This is a genomic window from Mycolicibacterium lacusdiani, assembly GCF_021916785.1.
Lineage (GTDB): Bacteria > Actinomycetota > Actinomycetes > Mycobacteriales > Mycobacteriaceae > Mycobacterium > Mycobacterium lacusdiani.
The window spans coordinates 14,401-31,232 of sequence record NZ_JAKCFC010000011.1; the positions used below are offsets into that span (position 1 = coordinate 14,401).

The 16,832-nt window shown below is 68.8% G+C and carries 13 protein-coding genes; 6 read left to right on the top strand and 7 right to left on the bottom strand.

All coding sequences use genetic code 11. The features are described 5' to 3' along the window. Nucleotides 1-1,425, top strand: a complete 1,425-nt coding sequence (locus LOK44_RS25200) for a sensor histidine kinase (RefSeq protein ID WP_237572830.1) — start codon at nucleotides 1-3, stop codon at nucleotides 1,423-1,425. Here the strand turns inward: LOK44_RS25200 and LOK44_RS25205 are convergent. The 3 genes from LOK44_RS25205 to LOK44_RS25215 are packed head-to-tail and all read right to left on the bottom strand — an operon-like array spanning nucleotide 1,319 to nucleotide 4,106. Then, nucleotides 1,319-1,705: a DUF3054 domain-containing protein gene (locus tag LOK44_RS25205; RefSeq protein WP_237572831.1), complete on the bottom strand. Its 387-nt coding sequence runs from the start codon at nucleotides 1,703-1,705 to the stop codon at nucleotides 1,319-1,321. The two genes, LOK44_RS25200 and LOK44_RS25205, sit on opposite strands and share 107 nt — an antisense overlap. Continuing rightward, entirely contained in the window at nucleotides 1,692-2,963 is a 1,272-nt protein-coding gene (locus LOK44_RS25210; protein WP_237572832.1) for a M23 family metallopeptidase, read from the bottom strand. Before LOK44_RS25210 ends, LOK44_RS25205 begins: the two co-directional genes overlap by 14 nt. 9 nt (nucleotides 2,964-2,972) lie before the next feature. After that, nucleotides 2,973-4,106, bottom strand: a complete 1,134-nt coding sequence (locus LOK44_RS25215; RefSeq protein WP_237572833.1) for a lysylphosphatidylglycerol synthase transmembrane domain-containing protein — start codon at nucleotides 4,104-4,106, stop codon at nucleotides 2,973-2,975. A gap of 76 nt (nucleotides 4,107-4,182) precedes the next feature. On the opposite strand from LOK44_RS25215, the gene LOK44_RS25220 reads away from it, so the two are divergent. After that, complete coding sequence (locus LOK44_RS25220; protein WP_237572834.1) at nucleotides 4,183-5,358, top strand: AI-2E family transporter; 1,176 nt, start codon at nucleotides 4,183-4,185, stop codon at nucleotides 5,356-5,358. Here the strand turns inward: LOK44_RS25220 and LOK44_RS25225 are convergent. From LOK44_RS25225 to trmB, 3 genes are read right to left on the bottom strand one after another with little or no spacing between them, the layout of a single operon-like run. Beyond that, a complete protein-coding gene (locus LOK44_RS25225; RefSeq protein ID WP_237572835.1) occupies nucleotides 5,355-8,660 on the bottom strand; it encodes an MMPL family transporter in 3,306 nt (1,101 codons plus the stop codon). The genes LOK44_RS25220 and LOK44_RS25225 overlap by 4 nt on opposite strands. A 53-nt stretch (nucleotides 8,661-8,713) precedes the next feature. Continuing rightward, nucleotides 8,714-9,409 carry an NYN domain-containing protein gene (locus LOK44_RS25230; RefSeq protein WP_372481318.1) on the bottom strand — a complete coding sequence of 232 codons (696 nt, stop codon included), beginning with the start codon at nucleotides 9,407-9,409 and terminating at the stop codon, nucleotides 8,714-8,716. Nucleotides 9,410-9,431: 22 nt separating this feature from the next. Next, complete coding sequence (trmB, locus tag LOK44_RS25235; protein WP_372481319.1) at nucleotides 9,432-10,214, bottom strand: tRNA (guanosine(46)-N7)-methyltransferase TrmB; 783 nt, start codon at nucleotides 10,212-10,214, stop codon at nucleotides 9,432-9,434. A 41-nt stretch (nucleotides 10,215-10,255) separates the two neighbouring features. On the opposite strand from trmB, the gene LOK44_RS25240 reads away from it, so the two are divergent. Further along, the gene (locus LOK44_RS25240; RefSeq protein WP_237572837.1) at nucleotides 10,256-11,458 is read left to right on the top strand and encodes a hypothetical protein; all 1,203 of its coding nucleotides are present in this window, start codon (nucleotides 10,256-10,258) and stop codon (nucleotides 11,456-11,458) included. Between the two features lie 116 nt (nucleotides 11,459-11,574). Continuing rightward, entirely contained in the window at nucleotides 11,575-13,404 is a 1,830-nt protein-coding gene (locus LOK44_RS25245) for a phosphoenolpyruvate carboxykinase (GTP) (RefSeq protein ID WP_237572838.1), read from the top strand. An 11-nt stretch (nucleotides 13,405-13,415) separates the two neighbouring features. On the opposite strand, the gene LOK44_RS25250 is transcribed toward LOK44_RS25245, so the two are convergent. Further along, a complete protein-coding gene (locus LOK44_RS25250) occupies nucleotides 13,416-14,144 on the bottom strand; it encodes a hypothetical protein (RefSeq protein WP_237572839.1) in 729 nt (242 codons plus the stop codon). Between the two features lie 264 nt (nucleotides 14,145-14,408). Here LOK44_RS25250 and fadD4 point away from each other — a divergent pair, with 264 nt between their 5' ends. After that, nucleotides 14,409-15,929, top strand: a complete 1,521-nt coding sequence (fadD4, locus tag LOK44_RS25255; protein ID WP_237572840.1) for a fatty-acid--CoA ligase FadD4 — start codon at nucleotides 14,409-14,411, stop codon at nucleotides 15,927-15,929. After that, complete coding sequence (locus LOK44_RS25260; RefSeq protein ID WP_237572841.1) at nucleotides 15,926-16,810, top strand: enoyl-CoA hydratase/isomerase family protein; 885 nt, start codon at nucleotides 15,926-15,928, stop codon at nucleotides 16,808-16,810. Before fadD4 ends, LOK44_RS25260 begins: the two co-directional genes overlap by 4 nt. Nucleotides 16,811-16,832 lie beyond the last annotated feature (22 nt).

Genomic DNA, 16,832 nt, shown 5'->3' on the forward strand with positions numbered 1-16,832 from the left:
GTGCAGCTCCCTCGGTTCCTCCGCTCGGCGTCGCTGCGGACCCGGGTGGCACTGGCATCGGCAGCAGCCGCCGCCGCGGTGGTTGCGGTGTTCACCGTCCTCACCTCGGTCGTCCTGGCGAACAACGATGCGGCGCAACTGGATCGGCGACTCGACTCGATCGTCGACGCCAGCGTGTATCCCGACCAGAGCGACTCCACCCGCGGCGTGCTCACCACGGGCCGGTCGCGCACTACCGGACAGGTGGTGTTCCAGCGCGGCTTCCAGCTGCCGCAACTGCCGCCGGGTACGGACACCGTCGAGGTGAACGGGCTCGACTACCGGGTGCGCACCATCCCGGTCGACCAGCAGGGCGGCGTGCTGATGTCGGTGGGCATCCGGGCCGACAGCATCCTGTTGAGCCGCGCGCGGATCCCGCTCTACACGGCGGTCGGGGTGGGCACCGTGCTGATCGCCGCGGGGCTCGGGTGGCTGCTCGCCGGGCCTGCGATCCGGCCGCTGCGCCGGCTGACCGCGCAGACGCTGCGGTTGGGCAAGGGCACCGAGAAGATCGACCCGGTCAAGGGCGTCCGGGAGGCCGAGGACCTCTCCGACGCGATGGTCGGCATGCTGAGCAGGCTGGCCGCCGCGCAGCAGGCGACGACCAACAGCCTGCAGGCCGCCCAAGACTTCGCCGCCAATGCCGCCCACGAGTTGCGCACGCCCCTGACCGCCATGCGGGCCGACCTCGACACGCTGCGCATCCACGACTTGCCCGCCGACGAGCGCGATGAGGTGGTCGCGGACCTGTCGCGTGCGCAACGCCGCGTCGAGGCGATCATCACCGCGCTCGGCCAACTGGCGTCGGGGCAGCTCGCGCAGGCCGAGGACCGCGAGGCCATCGACGTCACGGACCTGCTCGACCGGGTGGCGCGCGAGAACGCCCATCACGGCGTGGAGATCGTCGTCGAGGTGGGCGAGGACGTCGGGTCCGTATGGGGCTGGCCGGGCGGGCTGCGGCTGGCCGTGGACAACCTGGTGCGCAATGCGGTGGCGCACGGCGAGGCGACGAGGATCGTCCTGTCGGCCTACCCGTCCGGGTCCTCGATGGTCATCGTCGTCGACGACAACGGGCGCGGGTTGCCCGCCGAGGAACACGAGGCGGTGCTCGGCCGGTTCGCCCGTGGCAGCACCGCGACCGCGGGCGGCTCGGGTCTTGGCCTCGCGCTCGTGGCGCAGCAGGCGGCACTGCACGGCGGCAGCATCGCGTTGTCCCACGGTCCGATGGGCGGCCTGCGTGCCACACTGACGGTGTCGACGTCTGCCGACGCCGACGAGGTCACCGATCGAGTCGAGTTGGTCGGCGCCGAACGAGGATCGTTGCGACGCCACGCCAGCCGAGTAGCAGGGCTCCGGTCACGAGCGAAGCGACCACCACGAAGCTGACCGCAGTGCCCTGACCCGACACCTTGCGCAACGCCATGCCGACGGCCACCGTGGCCAGCCACACCGCCAGGCCCGTCGGCGTCAGCGTGGTGGGTCGCCGCCAGCCGCGAATCACCAACCAGCCCAACGCCGTTCCGGTGAGGAACGGCCACGCCGTCTCGGCGACGCCCGCGATGCTCAGGCCCTCGGCATGGCTGCGCCGCCCGATGGTGCAGAACACCACCACGCAGACGGCGTCGGCGAGCAGTGCGGCGGCGACGGTGCGTCTAGCCGAGGTCATAGGTCATCACGTCCAGGACCAGTGGGCTGACATTGGTCTCGTCGCGGGCGGTGAACCCCGGCGTCATGGGTGCGGGTCGGCCATCGAGCAGCGGGTCGAGCGCGGCCTGATCGGCCATGCGGTCGTCGAGCCTGAACGTATTGAAGACGAACGGCAGGCCGTCGGCGCGCAGCGGGTCTGGCGTGCTCATCACGTGGAAGTGCAGGTGCGGCGCGTCGGTGTTGCCCGAGTTGCCGAGATTGCCGAGTACCTGGCCGGTGCTGAGCTGGTCGCCGGGCTTCACCTTCACCGACCCGGTCTTCAGATGCGCGTAGAACGCGTACCTCTTGTCGGTGCCTTCCCCTGAGATGTCTTGCACCACGTGGTTGCCGCCGTACTCCTCGAGCCGCAGGCCGGTCGGCGCCGTGCCAGCCACCTGTTCGGGCAGCCCGTCGAGCACCGACACCACGGGACCGTCGGCCACCGCGTGGATGTCGGCGCCGAAGAAGGGATAGGACTCGGTCTTGGACTTGTCGCCGCCGAATATCGTGCCGTTCGCGCTGAGCTGCACGTAGTCGATGGCGAAGCGCTCGGCCGCCCAGAGCTCGCCGTTGAGCGGGTTGAGGGCCATGCGGTGCGCGGTCATGTCGCAGCAGCTGTTGCCGTCCAACCACCCCGCACCGTCGAGCGGCGGGGAGATGACCGCCGGTTCGTTGGTGGAGACGGTCGTGGGTGCGACGTCGACGACCATGGTCGCGGGCAGCAGCGGCGGCATGGGCTTGCTGAGGCCGACGTCGATGGTGTGCGAGAGTTCCTGCGGGACAGCCGGTGTGCTGCTGCCCTCGGCGCCGTCGATGACGACGTCGAGCCAAACGATGCCGCTCTGCGCGAGCCCGAACGTTCTCGTCGGCTTGGCCGCGTCGCCGAGGATTCGGGTGCGCGCCGCCAGGTCGTCACCCGACAGCGTCAGCAGCGACCGGTCGCCGGCCTTCACGGTCACCGACCGTAGATCGAGGTCTTGGCCCAGCGCGTTGGTCAGGTCGAGCTCGTAGGCGAGATGGACCTTGCCGTCGGTCATGGGCACCGGAATGGGCGCCGACAGCACGCGCGCCAGCATGGGTGTCGCCACTGCCGGTTCGGCCTCGGCAACCTGCGCAGTCGACGTGGATGGTGACCCGGAATCCGCTGCAGGGGTTGACGATTCGCTGCCGCCGGAACAGGCGGTGAGCAGCGACAACACCGCGAGCAGGGCGGTGACGCGACGCGCGGGATGCCTCATCGACTGATCCTAGGGGTCACGATCACGCCGTGACTCGGATTCGCGAACGGCTTCGGGTTGGGCGTCGCCGCGAGGCGTCTCGTCGGATTCTGCGTCGGCGGCGTCGGGGTCGATGTCCTTCTCGGTGCGGAACATGAAGAAGAACACGACCCAGCCGATGGCGGAGATGAAGATCCAGCTGACCAGACGGTAGATCAACATCGTGGAAATGGCCGACGCCAACGTCATCCCGCTCGACACCAGGCCGGGCACGAGCACCGCCTCCACGACCAGGAGCCCGCCCGGCATCAGCGGTATGGCTCCCACCGCACGGGCGGCAGCGTAGGCGACCGTTAGACCCGCCAGCGACGGATGGCCACCCGCGGCGTACGCGGCGAACGCCAGGCAGGCCACGTCGGCGATCCAGTTGAACAGTGACCAGCTGAATGCCGTCCCCAGTGCGCGGCGGCTCAGGCTCACCGACTCGAGCTGTTCGAGGGTCTCGCGCCACTTCTCCAGCCCGGTGTCGGAAGGCTTGTTGCGCAACGAGTTCACCCACGACAGCAGCTTGGCGCCGATGCCCTCGATCTGCTGCGGGTTGGCCGCGACCGACTGCGCGAGCAGCAGCAGTGCGACGAACCCGCCGAGCGTGAAGATCAGCGACAGCGGGTTCTTGCTCGCGCCGAGCAGGAACGCACCACCGAGGCCCAGGAGCGCCAGACCGACGGCCTGCAGCACGCCGGACATGACCAGCTGCCAGGACGCCACCACGGGCGAGGCGCCCCACATGCGCTGCTGCCGGTAGATGAACGTCGCCGAGAGCACCGGCCCGCCCGGCATCGTCGTGGACAGCGCGTTGCCCGCGTAGAACGCGGCCTCCGAGCGCCACTGCCGGACCTGGACGCCTGCCGACCGCAGCAGCGTCCGCTGGATTTGGGCGAAGCTGTGCATCGACGCCATGGCGGCCACCACGCACGCGAGCACCCACCGCGGGTCCGCGGTCAGGATGCTCTTCCACGCCTTGGCGAGCTGGTCCCACACCAGGACGATCTCGACCGTCAGCACGATCACCGCGAGGGCGATGAGCACCCAGCGCAGCCACCAGTACTTCCCGCGCGGGCGGCTCTCCTGGGGAGCGTCGCCGGCCGGCGCGTCGTGCGACACGCCCTACAGGGTAACGGCGGGATGCCCGGCTCAAAGCGTCCCGCGTCGGGGCGAGTTCACTCGTTACGCTTCCGCCATGTCACGGGGTGCGTCGGGCGAGTTCTCGGTGGATTCGGCGGCGGACGCGGCGGTGCACCCGCTGGTCCGCAAGACCGCCGCCTGGTCGTGGCGGGTGCTGGTGATCCTCGGTGCGCTGCTCGCACTGCTGTGGGTGGTGTCGCGGCTCGAGTTGATCGTGGTGCCGGTGCTGCTCGCCACGATGGTGGCGGCGATGCTGTTGCCGGTCGTCGACGGCCTCGACCGGCGCGGCCTCAACCGCGGTGCCGCAGTGGCGGTCGTCCTGCTGACCGGGATCGTCGTCGTGGGCGGACTACTCACGTTCGTCGTCAGCCAGTTCATCGCGGGTGCGCCCGCCCTCGTCGAGCAAGTCACGCGCAGCATCACCAACTTCCGGCAGGCGCTGTCCAGCGGTGTGTTCGCCCACTTCAGCAACGACCAGGTGCGCAGTGCATCCGACGCGGCGATCCAGGCGCTGAAGGACAACCAGGCCAAGCTCACCAGCGGGGCGTTCTCCACGGCGGGCACGATCGCGGAGATCGTCACCGGCGCGCTGCTGGTGTTCTTCACGCTGGTGTTCCTGCTGCACGGTGGCCGCAACATCTTCGCGTTCGTCTCGCTGATCTTCCCGACGACCGTCCGCAGCCGCGTTCGCGACGCAGGCCGGGCGGGCTTCCACTCGCTGATCGGCTACGTGCGCGCGACGTTCCTGGTGGCGCTGGTCGACGCGATCGGCATCGGAACCGGTCTCGCCATCATGAGCATCCCGTTGGCGCTGCCACTGGCATCGCTGGTGTTCCTCGGCGCGTTCATCCCGCTGGTCGGTGCGGTGCTCACCGGAGGCTTGGCGGTCATCGTCGCGCTGATCGCCAAGGGCTGGGTCTACGCCCTGATCACGTTCGGTCTGATCATCGCCGTGCAGCAGCTCGAGGCCCACGTCCTGCAGCCGCTGGTGATGGGCCGCGCGGTGTCGATCCATCCACTGGCCGTGGTGCTGGCGATCGCCACCGGTGGCGTGCTGGCAGGCATCGTGGGGGCCCTGCTCGCCGTGCCCATCGTCGCGTTCCTCAACAGCGCGGTGCGGGTGCTGCTGGCCACCGACCCGGCCGCCGAGGAAGCGATCCTCGAGGCCGAGTCGGGTCCACCGATCGTGGCCGACGCCGATGACGTCGAACGGAAACCGCCGAGCCGCTAGATCCGGCCTTCGCGGCGCAGCAGGTCGGCCGCGCTCATGCCGCCGCCACGGCGCTTGCGCTCGTCCTCTGCCGCCGCTTCCCGCGTGTCGATCTTCTCGGTCGACTCAGGGTCCTGCTTGCGCGGTGCGGGAATCGCGGTCGTCGGCTCGTCCCGCTCGGGCTGCGGGGGCCGCTGCTCGGGCATCGTCCGCGTGGGTTCGGCCGACGGCTGCGCCGGAGCGCCGCCACGGAGTTCACCCAGCCACGACTCGATCTCGCGATTCGAGCGGGCAGGCTCGGCCCGGCGCGACGGCGTCGGAACCGCGGGCGGTGCCTGTGGCACGCCGGCCCTGGCGGGGTCGACGCGCGGTGTACGCGTGGTCGGAGCGTCGACCGGCGGTTCCGTCGGCGCGGCGAAGCGCGTCGTCGGAGCCTCACCGGACGTGGCACCCGCGCCTGCGGGCGTCGGGATGCGCGTGGTGCCGGTCGCCGACGGCGGGTTCACTCGTGGCGGGGCAGGCGGCGCCGGCGGGATGCGGCCACCGCGTGACGGGCCGGGGGGCAGCGGTCGCGGCGGCACCGGGGTGCCACCACCACTGCCGCCGCCGTCGGGATGTCCGGGATCGTGCGGCGGTCGCTGCCGCACGGGTGCACCGGCACCGACCAGGGCCTCGTCCGGCTCGCGCTCGCGCACGGTCGGCCGCTTGCGCTCGTCGGGCAGCTCGGTCTCGCCGAGGCCGAGTCGCTCCTGCAGGCGCTTCATCCAGCGCGGCGCCCACCAGCAGTCGTCGCCAAGCATCTTCATGATCGCGGGCACCAGGAACATTCGGACGACGGTCGCGTCGAGGAGCAACGCGAGCAGCAGACCGAACGCCAGGTACTTCATCATCACCAGGTCGGAGAAGACGAATGCACCTGCGACGACCGCGAGGACCAGGGCCGCGCCGGTGATCAGCCGGCCCGTGGTCGCGGTACCGATGCGGATGGCCTCGGCCGTCGACATCCCGCGTGCTCTGGCCTCCACCATGCGGGACACCAGGAACACTTCGTAGTCGGTCGACAGACCCCAGATGACCGCGATGATCAGGCCGATCATCGGCGCCATCAGCGGCTGCGGCGTGTAGTTCATCAGCCCGGACCCGTGGCCCTCGACGAACATCCAGGTGAGGACGCCCATCGTCGAACCGAGGGTCAGCGCGCTCATCAACGCGGCCTTGATCGGCAGCACCACCGACCCGAACGCCAGGAACATCAGGATGGTCGTGGTCGTGATGAGCAGCAGGCCCATCAGCGGCAGCTTGTCGAACAGGCTGTGGATGGAGTCCTGCTCCAGCGCAGGCGTGCCACCCACCGACACGGTGATGCCGCGCGGCGGCGGGATGGCGCGCAGCTCGTCGATCTTGTCGGCGGCGTCGGCGCGGTTCACCAGGCCGTTCTGGATCACCCGAGTGTCCGGGTTCTTCGACGCGCCGTCGAGGTAGGACCGTTCCTGCCACATCTTGGTCGGGTCGTCCTCGGGCTCGATGAACCCGGGGATGGTCATGGCCTTGGCGCGGACCTCGGCGATCTGCTGGTCGGTGACCGGTTCGCCGTCGTCGCTCTCGAGGACCATGGTCAGCGGTTCGGTGCGGAACCCGGGGAAGGTCCGGTCGAACTGCTCCTGGGCCTGACGGACCGAGTTGTCCGGCGGGAGGTACTTCTCGCTGATGCCCGCGAGCGCGAGCTGGCCCAGCGGGATGATCAGGATGATCATGAAGATCACGATCGGCGCGGCGAAGGCGACCGGCCGCTTCATCACGCGGTTGACGAGCTTGCCCCAGAAGCCCTTCTCGACCTCGGCGCGCGTCTTGTTCTTCTGCGTCTTCTCGGCAAGCCAATGCAGCCACCACACGATGGGCTTACGGGCCAGCGGCACGTACCGCGCCAGCGCCAGGCCGAACGTCACCACCACGAGGAAGATGACGATGCCCATCAGCATCCAGTACACGGCGGTGCCGATGACGTCGGCGTCCCGCAGCGCGATCACGCCGTAGGCCATCGCGCCGTACAGCGCGGTGTAGCCGATGACCTGACCGATGAGGGCGAGGTTGGCGCCCTGCTCACCGGTCTGCTTGATTCGCTTGCGGGCGATGTGACCGAGCGCGATTCCGACGGGCGGCACCAGCAGACCCAGCGGTATCGACGCCAGCGCGAAGGTGTTGGTCTTCTGCACCGAGGGATCCCCGGCGACGGGGTCGGGCTCGGCGAACTTGATCAGCGTCTTGACGCCCAGCGCGTCGACGCGCGGGCCGAGGATCGCCAGCGCGGCGGCCAGCACGGTGATCGACAGGATCGCCGCGATCATGACCGAGGCGATGATCGCGTAGGTGATCGACTTCAGGAAGCCCTGCGGGAACAGCAGCAGCGGAACCGACGAGGCGACGAGGATCACCGCGGAGAACATGACGGTGCGGCCCGAGGTCATCACCGTGCGGCGTACTGCCGCTTCGGTGTCGTACCCCTCGGCGAGTTCCTCTCGGAACCGGCTGACCATGAACAGGCCGTAGTCGACGGCGATGCCAAGGCCCATGAGCGTCACCACCGGCTGGGCGAAGAAGTGCACGGGGATGAACTCCGCAGCCAGACGCATGACGCCGAGCGCGCCGGCGATCGTCAGGCCGCCGATGATGCCGGGCAGCGCGGCGGCGATGACGCCGCCGAACACGAAGAACAGGACGACGCAGACCAGCGGGATCGCGGCGACCTCGGCGCGCTTCTGGTCCTCGCCGATGGTGCCGGTGAGTTCACTGGCCAGCGGCTGCAGGCCTGCCTGCTGAACCTCGATGCCATCGATGTTCAGGGCTTCCTTGACGGTCTTGCCGTCCTCGCCGACGTTCTTGTTGTAGTTGTTCAGGATCGCGTCGTCGTTGTCGCCCTTGAGCTGCACCGACATGAAGGCGCGCTGCTTGTCCTCGTCGGCCATGTTCTTGAGCAGTTCGGGGCTCTTGAAGTAGCCGATGGTCCGCAGGACCTGGTCGGGGTGTTCGCGTTCGAGTTCTGCGAGGTTGTCGAGGACCTTCTTCTGGAAGGCCGGGTCGTCGACCGTCTTGCCGTCTGGCGCTGTGTAGATGGCCACGATGTGGCCGGACGTGTCACGGCCGTAGGCCGCGTCCGCGGCCAGCGACGCGTGCACCGACTGGCTGCCCTCGTCGTAGAAACCACTCTGCGTGACGTGGGAACCAAGGCTGATTCCGTACACGCCGCCACCAAGGCACAGTGCGACCATGATTCCGATGACTGCGTATCGGAATCGGTACACCGTTCGACCCCACCAAGCGAACACGCTCAGCTCCTCACGATTCGTATCAAGACTTTGCCTCGGGCTGCATTGAGTTGTCAGACCCGAGAGGTCAGTAGTGCGGACAGCGGCCTGAATGGCTGCAGCCATGCCCCCTGCTCGGGCAGCGAATCAAGGCCGATTCGCGGCAGCGGCTCCCTGAAGACCCCGGGAATGTCCTCGAGGTCGACGAACTCCAAGGTATCCGACGCTAACGCCCAACTGGCATGTTCACGAAATCCGAGGACGTGCACGTTGACGCCGTCGCGGGCGATGTCCTCCAGCGGAAGCCGGAACGCCTGGCCGTCGGCCGACGCCACGTAGAGGCCGGCCAGACCCTCGCTGCGGCGCAGTGCGATGTGCGCCAGCATGTCCGAGTCGACGTCGCTGTCGTCCTCGATCTTCGGCTTGGCGAAGACCGCGAACCCCACGTTGCGCAGCGCTTCGACCCAGGGTCGCACCACGTCGGCGCTGCCCGGTGCGATGTTCGTGAACACCGTGGCCTCGGGCTCGAGCGCGGGCTGTTGGTCGTCGGCGGCGCGGGCGGCAGAGAGGTCGGCGGTCTCCGACAGCAGCCAGCGGCCGAGCGCGTCGAACCTCGGCCGGTGCGCCGCGGTGGGCCGACCGCCGAGGATCGAGCCGAGGCCCATGTCGAGGTTGGGAGCGTCCCAGACCAGCAGCACGCGCTGGGGCACCACCGGTGCGGCCGTCCGCTGGTCGGCCTGCTCGTCGGTCACGTCCTCGGTGATGCTCACCGGTTTCTCTTCGCGCAAGCGCTCATCGGCCGGCCCGCCTTTCCCACACGAACTCCGTGATCGCGCTTCCTGCGCGTAGACCCTTCGCCTCGTACTTCGTCTCGGGCCGTCGTACGGAGATGGGTAGATCGCCGGCGTCGATGCGGCTCTGGTCGATGCGTCGAAGCAGTGGCTCGCCGTCACCGACCTCACCGATCTGCACTGCGTAGTCGGCATGGTCTGTCGCGGCGTGCAGCACGCCGCCGGGTGCGAGCCGGTCGGCGATCAGCGCGACCGTGGGCGGCTGCAGGAGCCGCCGCTTGTGGTGGCGGCTCTTCGGCCATGGGTCCGGGAAGAACACCCGCGCGCCGGTCAGCGATCCCGGGGTGAGCATGTGTTCGAGCACGTCGACGCCGTCGCCGCGGACGAATCGGACGTTGCTCAGGCCCTCGCGGTCGACGCCGCCGAGCAGCTGCGCCAGGCCCTTCTTGTAGACCTCGACGGCGATGACGTTCAGGTGCGGTTCCTCGATCGCCATCGCCAGCGTCGAGATACCCGCCCCGCATCCGATCTCCAGAACCAGCGGTGCCGTCCGGCCGAACCACGCCGCGGTGTCGATGGGTCCGACGGGCGTGCCGTCGGCGTGCCTGGGTTCGGTGCCGAGTTCGGGCCAGCGCCGCTCCCACGTCTCCTGCTGGCGGTCGGACAGCGCCGCGTGCCTGGACCGGAAGCTGGTCACGCGGGGAAAGCGGTGCGCCGTCGCGGCGAGGTCGACGTCGGAATCGGCGTCCTCGCGCTGGGCATGCATTGATCCATCGTCACCCATGCGACTGGGAGTACCCGCATCGTGGTGCAGATTGATACCCAATGGTTGCCTTCGGGCGCGGCGTCGGCGCGTCCGAATTCGTGCTCGGGACGCTCCTGCGCGGGTGCGACGATGACGAGGTGGGTTCCCCGGGCACGCCACCTGCCGCGACCGACGTGCTGACGTTGCTCGCCGACCAGCTGGAGCGCTTCGCTGGTCGGGGTGCGCCCGGTCTCGTGCCGGTCATCGCAGGGCTGCGAATCCCCGACGAGGCGACCGGCGGGCTGGACGACGAAGTGCGGTATCGGCGACTGTGTGACGCCCTCGTGCAGATGCGGTGCGAGGCGCTGCGCTCGGGACACGAGGAGCTGTTCGACTGGTCGCACGGCGACGCCGCGACGCTGCTCCGGATGACCGCCGCGGTCGCGGTGGTCGAGGCTGCCGGCCTGCCCGTCGACCGCGGGGACGACCGGGATGCGCATCGACGCCGGGCCACGCACTGGCGACGCTACGGACGCGGCCGGGTCGTCCCGCTGCACCGCTCGTGCAGCGCCGACATCGTCCGCGGCTCACTGCGGCTCCTCGAAGAGGCACGCGGCCGGCCGTCGTCCCGACAAACGGGCGGCGCGGCGGCGAGGCGGGCGGCGGTGCACCAGTCACGACTGCGCCTCGTCCAATGGGTGCGGGGCGAGTGCTCCGATGCGGCCGGCCGGTGGCGGACCGACGCCGCGTCGGTGCCCCGTCGTGGCGCCGCCGACTTCGAGGCCCGCGTGCGCGCCGCGGCGACCGCCCTGATCGACGACGTCGACGACCGGGTGAAGCGGAACGCGCGGGCACTGGCCGGTCCGCACGCCCACTTCGACGGTGCGGGCGCGCCCGCCGTGCGCCTCCCCGCGCCGGTGTCGACGTCGCGGCGCGTGGAGAACCAGTTGACCGGCGTGCTCGGTGCCGGATTCGGGCTGGGGGCGGGGCTCGCGTCGGGCAGGTTGCTCGCGGAGGTCGCAGGCGGACCGATCTCGGCAGGCGTCCTCGGCGGCGCGCTGATGGGTGTCATCGTGACGGTGTGGTTGATCGCGGTCCGCAACCTGCTGCATACCCGCGCGGTCCTCGACAGGTGGGCCGTCGACGTCGCTGCTGCGGTGCGCTCGCACTGCGAGGCGGTCGTCGCGAGCAGGCTGCTGACCGTCGAGGTTGCGCTTATGACGGCCGCCGGCGGGCGCGGGTCACCGGCTCGGGGCGTGACGGACACCAATGAGAAGGAATAAAATCCGAGTCCGCTGAATCTGAATCGTTCCTGTGAGCGATCGGACATAGTCCCAATTAACCGCGGGTATGTCACCCAAGTTAATCTCGATGGAACACCGCGAACGGGGAGTTTCACATGACCGCAGCGACCATTCCGGGTCTGGACGACGCACCGACCAAGCACGAGGGCCTTCTGGCGTGGGTTCGCGAGGTCGCCGAACTCACTCAGCCGGACCGGGTCGTCTTCGCCGACGGCTCGCAGGAAGAGTACGAGCGTCTCGCAGAGCAGCTCGTCGAGGCGGGCACCTTTCAGAAGCTCAACCAGGAGAAGCAGCCGAACTCCTACCTTGCGCTGTCGGACCCGTCCGACGTCGCGCGCGTCGAGTCCCGCACCTTCATCTGCTCCCAGCGCGAGATCGACGCCGGTCCCACCAACAACTGGATGGACCCCGCCGAGATGCGCGGCCTCATGACTGACCTCTACCGCGGGAGCATGCGCGGCCGCACCATGTGGGTCGTTCCGTTCTGCATGGGTCCTCTCGAGGCCGAAGACCCCAAGCTGGGCGTCGAGATCACCGACTCCGAGTACGTCGTCGTGTCCATGCGCACCATGACCCGGATGGGCAAGGCCGCTCTGGACAAGATCGGTGACGACGGCTTCTTCGTGAAGGCGCTGCACTCGATCGGCGCTCCGCTCGAGCCGGGCCAGCAGGACGTGCCCTGGCCGTGCAACGACACGAAGTACATCAGCCACTTCCCCGAGACCCGCGAGATCTGGAGCTTCGGTTCGGGCTACGGCGGCAACGCCCTGCTCGGCAAGAAGTGCTACTCGCTGCGCATCGCCTCGGCCATGGCCCACGACGAGGGCTGGCTCGCCGAGCACATGCTGATCCTCAAGCTGATCTCGCCGGAGAACAAGTCGTACTACATCGCCGCGGCCTTCCCTTCGGCGTGCGGCAAGACCAACCTCGCGATGCTGCAGCCGACCATCCCGGGCTGGCGCGCGGAGACCGTCGGCGACGACATCGCATGGATGCGATTCGGCAAGGACGGCAGGCTTTACGCGACCAACCCCGAGTTCGGCTTCTTCGGTGTCGCGCCGGGCACCAACTGGGACTCCAACCCCAACGCGATGAAGACCATCGCCGGTGGCAACACCGTCTTCACCAATGTCGCCAAGACCGACGACGGTGACGTGTGGTGGGAGGGCCTCGAGGGCGAACCCGACCACCTGATCGACTGGAAGGGCAACGACTGGGTCCTGCGGGAGACGGAAACCAAGGCAGCGCATCCCAATTCGCGCTACTGCACCCCGATCTCGCAGTGTCCGACGCTCGCCCCCGAATGGGACGATCCGCAAGGCGTGCCGATCTCGGCCATCCTCTTCGGCGGCCGTCGCAAGACCACCGTCCCGTTGATCACCCAGGCCCGCGACTGGCAGCACGGCGTCTTCATCGGCGCCACGCTGGGTTCCGAGACCACTGCGGCTGCCGAGGGCAAGGTGGGCACGGTCCGTCGCGACCCGATGGCCATGCTCCCGTTCCTCGGCTACAACGTGGGCGACTACTTCCAGCACTGGATCGACCTCGGCAAGAACGCCGACGAGTCGAAGCTGCCCGCCGTGTTCTTCGTGAACTGGTTCCGCCGCGGCGACGACGGCCGGTTCCTGTGGCCCGGCTTCGGTGAGAACAGCCGCGTGCTCAAGTGGGCCGTCGAGCGCATCGAGCACCATGCCGACGGCAAGAGCACGCCGATCGGCATCGTCCCGACCGCGGCCGACCTGGACCTCGACGGTTTGGACGTCGATGCGGCCGACGTCGACGAGGCGCTGGCAGTCCGAGTCGACGAGTGGCGCAACGAGGTGCCGCTGATCGAGGAGTGGTTCGAGTTCGTCGGCGAGAAGCTGCCGACGGGCATCAAGGACGAGTTCGACGCGCTGAAGACCCGGCTGGCCGAGGCGGAGTAGGTCTCAGCTGCTCAGGCGCTGGCCACGCGGTGGTACAGCGACTTCGCGCCCCGCAGCGTCTTGCTGCCGCCGTGGGCGTCCTTGTAGTGCACCATCAGCGTGATGCGCTTGGCGCCGACCGGGCAGGGCAGCGTGGCGTGGTACGACCGGTAGCCCGAGAACACGTACGCGTTGCCCGGAACCAGTGACACCGCGGTCGGTTCGCCCGCGTGGAAGCGACGCCGGTAGGCGTTGCTCTGCATCACCATCTTCTCGACGATGTTGGTCAGCACCAGGCGCCGGAACGGTCGGCGGTTGGCGTGCAGCACCAGTTCCCCTCCGGTCGCGGGTATCTCGATGGGGAAGACCACGGTGACGACGGTGGCGTCGTAGTGGAACCACAGGGGCTGCTCGCCCTCGTCGGGGCCGTTGATGATTCGCAGTGACACGTCGACGTGCCGGTCGTCGGGGTCCGACCTCGGGTGCAGGCGAGTAGCGACGGACTCGAGGAAGTCGGCCAGTTCCGGGTCCGCGAGCAACGCGTCGATCGCCTCGCCGTCACCCGCGGTCATGTCTTCGAGCAGTACTTCTTGGGCGTCGGGGCGATTGACCGTGGTGGCCAGACTGCGGGCCGAGTCCAGCCATCGGGCGCTGACGACGCCGGGCAGTGCGGCATAGCCGACCTCCTCGACGCGTCGTGCGGTGTCGGGCGCCGCCGCGCCGATGTGGCCCTGCAGTGCGGAGTGATCCGCCGTCAACATCCCAGCCATGGTGGTCCCCGGTCGTCGTCGTGAATACGGCCAGTATTAACTAATTTCGTTCAGGCAACAACCCATGGACGGAATATAACCACGTTTACAGTGCATAAACTTACGCCAATAGCGTGCAGCGCAAGTCCGTATGACATTGCTGTAGCGGGCCTCACCCGTGCTGAGCGACCTCCGCCGACCGCTCAGTCTTGACGCCTGTCAAGTTTTTCGGGCCTCGGGGTTCAGCTGCGCGAAGGGCCGTCGTAAAGTCAGCCCATGCAGATCCGCGATACCGCCCTGGCCACTCCGGACAAGCCAGCCATCGTCATGCACCCGTCCGGAACGGTCGTGACGTTCGGCGAGCTGGAGGCACGCGCCAATCGGCTGGCCCACCACTTCCGCCAGGCCGGTCTCGTCGAAGGCGATGCGGTCGCGATCCTCCTCGAGAACAACGAGCACATGCACGCCGTCATGTGGGCGGCGCGCCGGTCCGGGCTGTACTACGTGCCGATCAACACGCACCTGACCGCGGCCGAGGCGGCCTACATCGTCGGCAACAGCAATGCGAAGGCGATCGTCGGCTCGGTGGCGCTGGTCGCGACCCTCGCCGAACTCGGCGAACACCTCATCGACGGGCTACCCGACCTGCTGCTGATCGCCGATGGCGACCTCAACGGCTGGCAGCGCTACCCGGAGGCCGTCGCCGGCCACCCCGATACGCCGATCGCCGACGAGATCGAGGGCGATCTGCTGCAGTACTCGTCCGGAACCACGGGCCGGCCCAAGGGCATCAAGCGCGAACTGCCGCACGTACCGCCGTCGGAGTCACCCGGCCTGATGGCCGCGCTCATCGGGTTCTGGATGCACCCCGAGGCGGTCTACCTGAGCCCCGCGCCGCTCTATCACACCGCCCCGTCGGTGTGGTCGATGCAGGTGCAGGCCGGGGGCATCACGACGGTGGTGCTCGAGAAGTTCGACGCCGAGGGCGCCCTCGACGCGATCCAGCGCTACCGGGTCACCCACGGCCAGTTCGTCCCGGTCATGTTCACGCGCATGCTGAAACTGCCGCAGTCCGTGCGGGAGTCGTACGACGTCTCGAGCCTCGAGCGGGTCATGCATGCCGCGGCGCCGTGCCCGGTGGAGATCAAGAAGCAGATGATCGACTGGTGGGGCCCGATCGTCGACGAGTACTACGCGTCCTCGGAGGCGCACGGCTCCACGCTGATCACCGCGGAGGAGTGGCTGACCCATCCCGGGTCGGTCGGTCGGTCCATGGCAGGTCCCGTTCACATCCTCGACGAGAACGGCGAGGAGTTGCCGCCAGGGCAGCCCGGCGAGATCTTCTTCGAGGGCGGGTTCGACTTCGAGTACCTCAACGATCCCGACAAGACGGCGTCGTCGAGGGACTCGCGCGGCTGGAAGACGGTGGGCGACATCGGTTACGTCGACGAGGAGGGCTACCTCTACCTCACCGACCGCAGGCACCACATGATCATCTCCGGCGGCGTGAACATCTACCCGCAGGAAGCGGAGAACATGCTCGTCACCCATCCGAAGGTGATGGATGCCGCGGTGTTCGGCGTTCCCGACGAGGAGATGGGCCAGCGGGTCAAGGGCGTCGTGCAGACCGTCGACCAGGCCGACGCCACCGACGCGTTCGCCGAGGAACTCCTGGGCTGGCTGCGGGATCGCTTGGCGCACTACAAGTGTCCGCGATCCATCTCGTTCGAGGCACAGCTGCCCCGCACCGACACCGGCAAGCTGTACAAGCAGGAGTTGGTCAAGAAGTACTCGTGAAGCACCTCCGCGTCTCCGGTGACGGTCTCGTCGGCGCAGACTCCGCCGAGAGCGCGACGTTCACGGTGACTGAGGCGCCGACCGACGACCGGCGGGTCGTCACCGTCGCGTCGATGAACGAGGCGGTCGACCGCATCGGCGGACGCGTCGCGCGCTGGCCGCACGCGGCGGCGGTGTGCGACGACGTCCTCCGCTCGGTCGACGTGACCGCACCCGCGTACCCCGGTGTGATCACCGAGTCGCTGGCGTACTCGACGCTGCAGGGCGGGCCGGAGTTCGCACGTTGGCTCGCCGAACGCGGCCCGGCGCACCTGCACTCAGAACCCGACCCCGTCGTGGCCGAACGCGTCGACGACACCCTGTACGTGCGGTTCAACCGACCCAAGCGGCACAACGCCTTTTCGACACCCGCTCGGGCCGCACTGCTCGAGGCGTTGGAGGTGGCGCGCGTCGATCCGTCGGTCGGCGAACTGGTACTGGCAGGCAACGGGTCGTCGTTCTGCAGCGGTGGCGACCTCGCCGAGTTCGGTAGCTTCGCCGATCCGGCGTCGGCGCATCTGGCCCGCACGCGGCACAGCCCGGCGCTGGCGCTCGAGGCCATCACGGCCCGCCTCGGGCCTGCCTGCCGCGCCGAGGTGCACGGCCAGGTGTTGGGCAGTGGCCTGGAGATGGCTGCGTTCTGTGGTCACGTCACGGCACGCGCCGGTGCGGTGTTCGGGCTGCCGGAACTCGCGCTCGGTCTGCTCCCCGGTGCAGGCGGCACGGTGAGCGTCACCCGTCGCATCGGAAGATGGCGTACCGCCTACCTGGTGCTCTCGGGCGCGACGATCGATGCGGCGACAGCGCTTCAGTGGGGACTGGTCGACAGCGTCACCGAGTGATTTGTGGAGTATCACCTGCGGT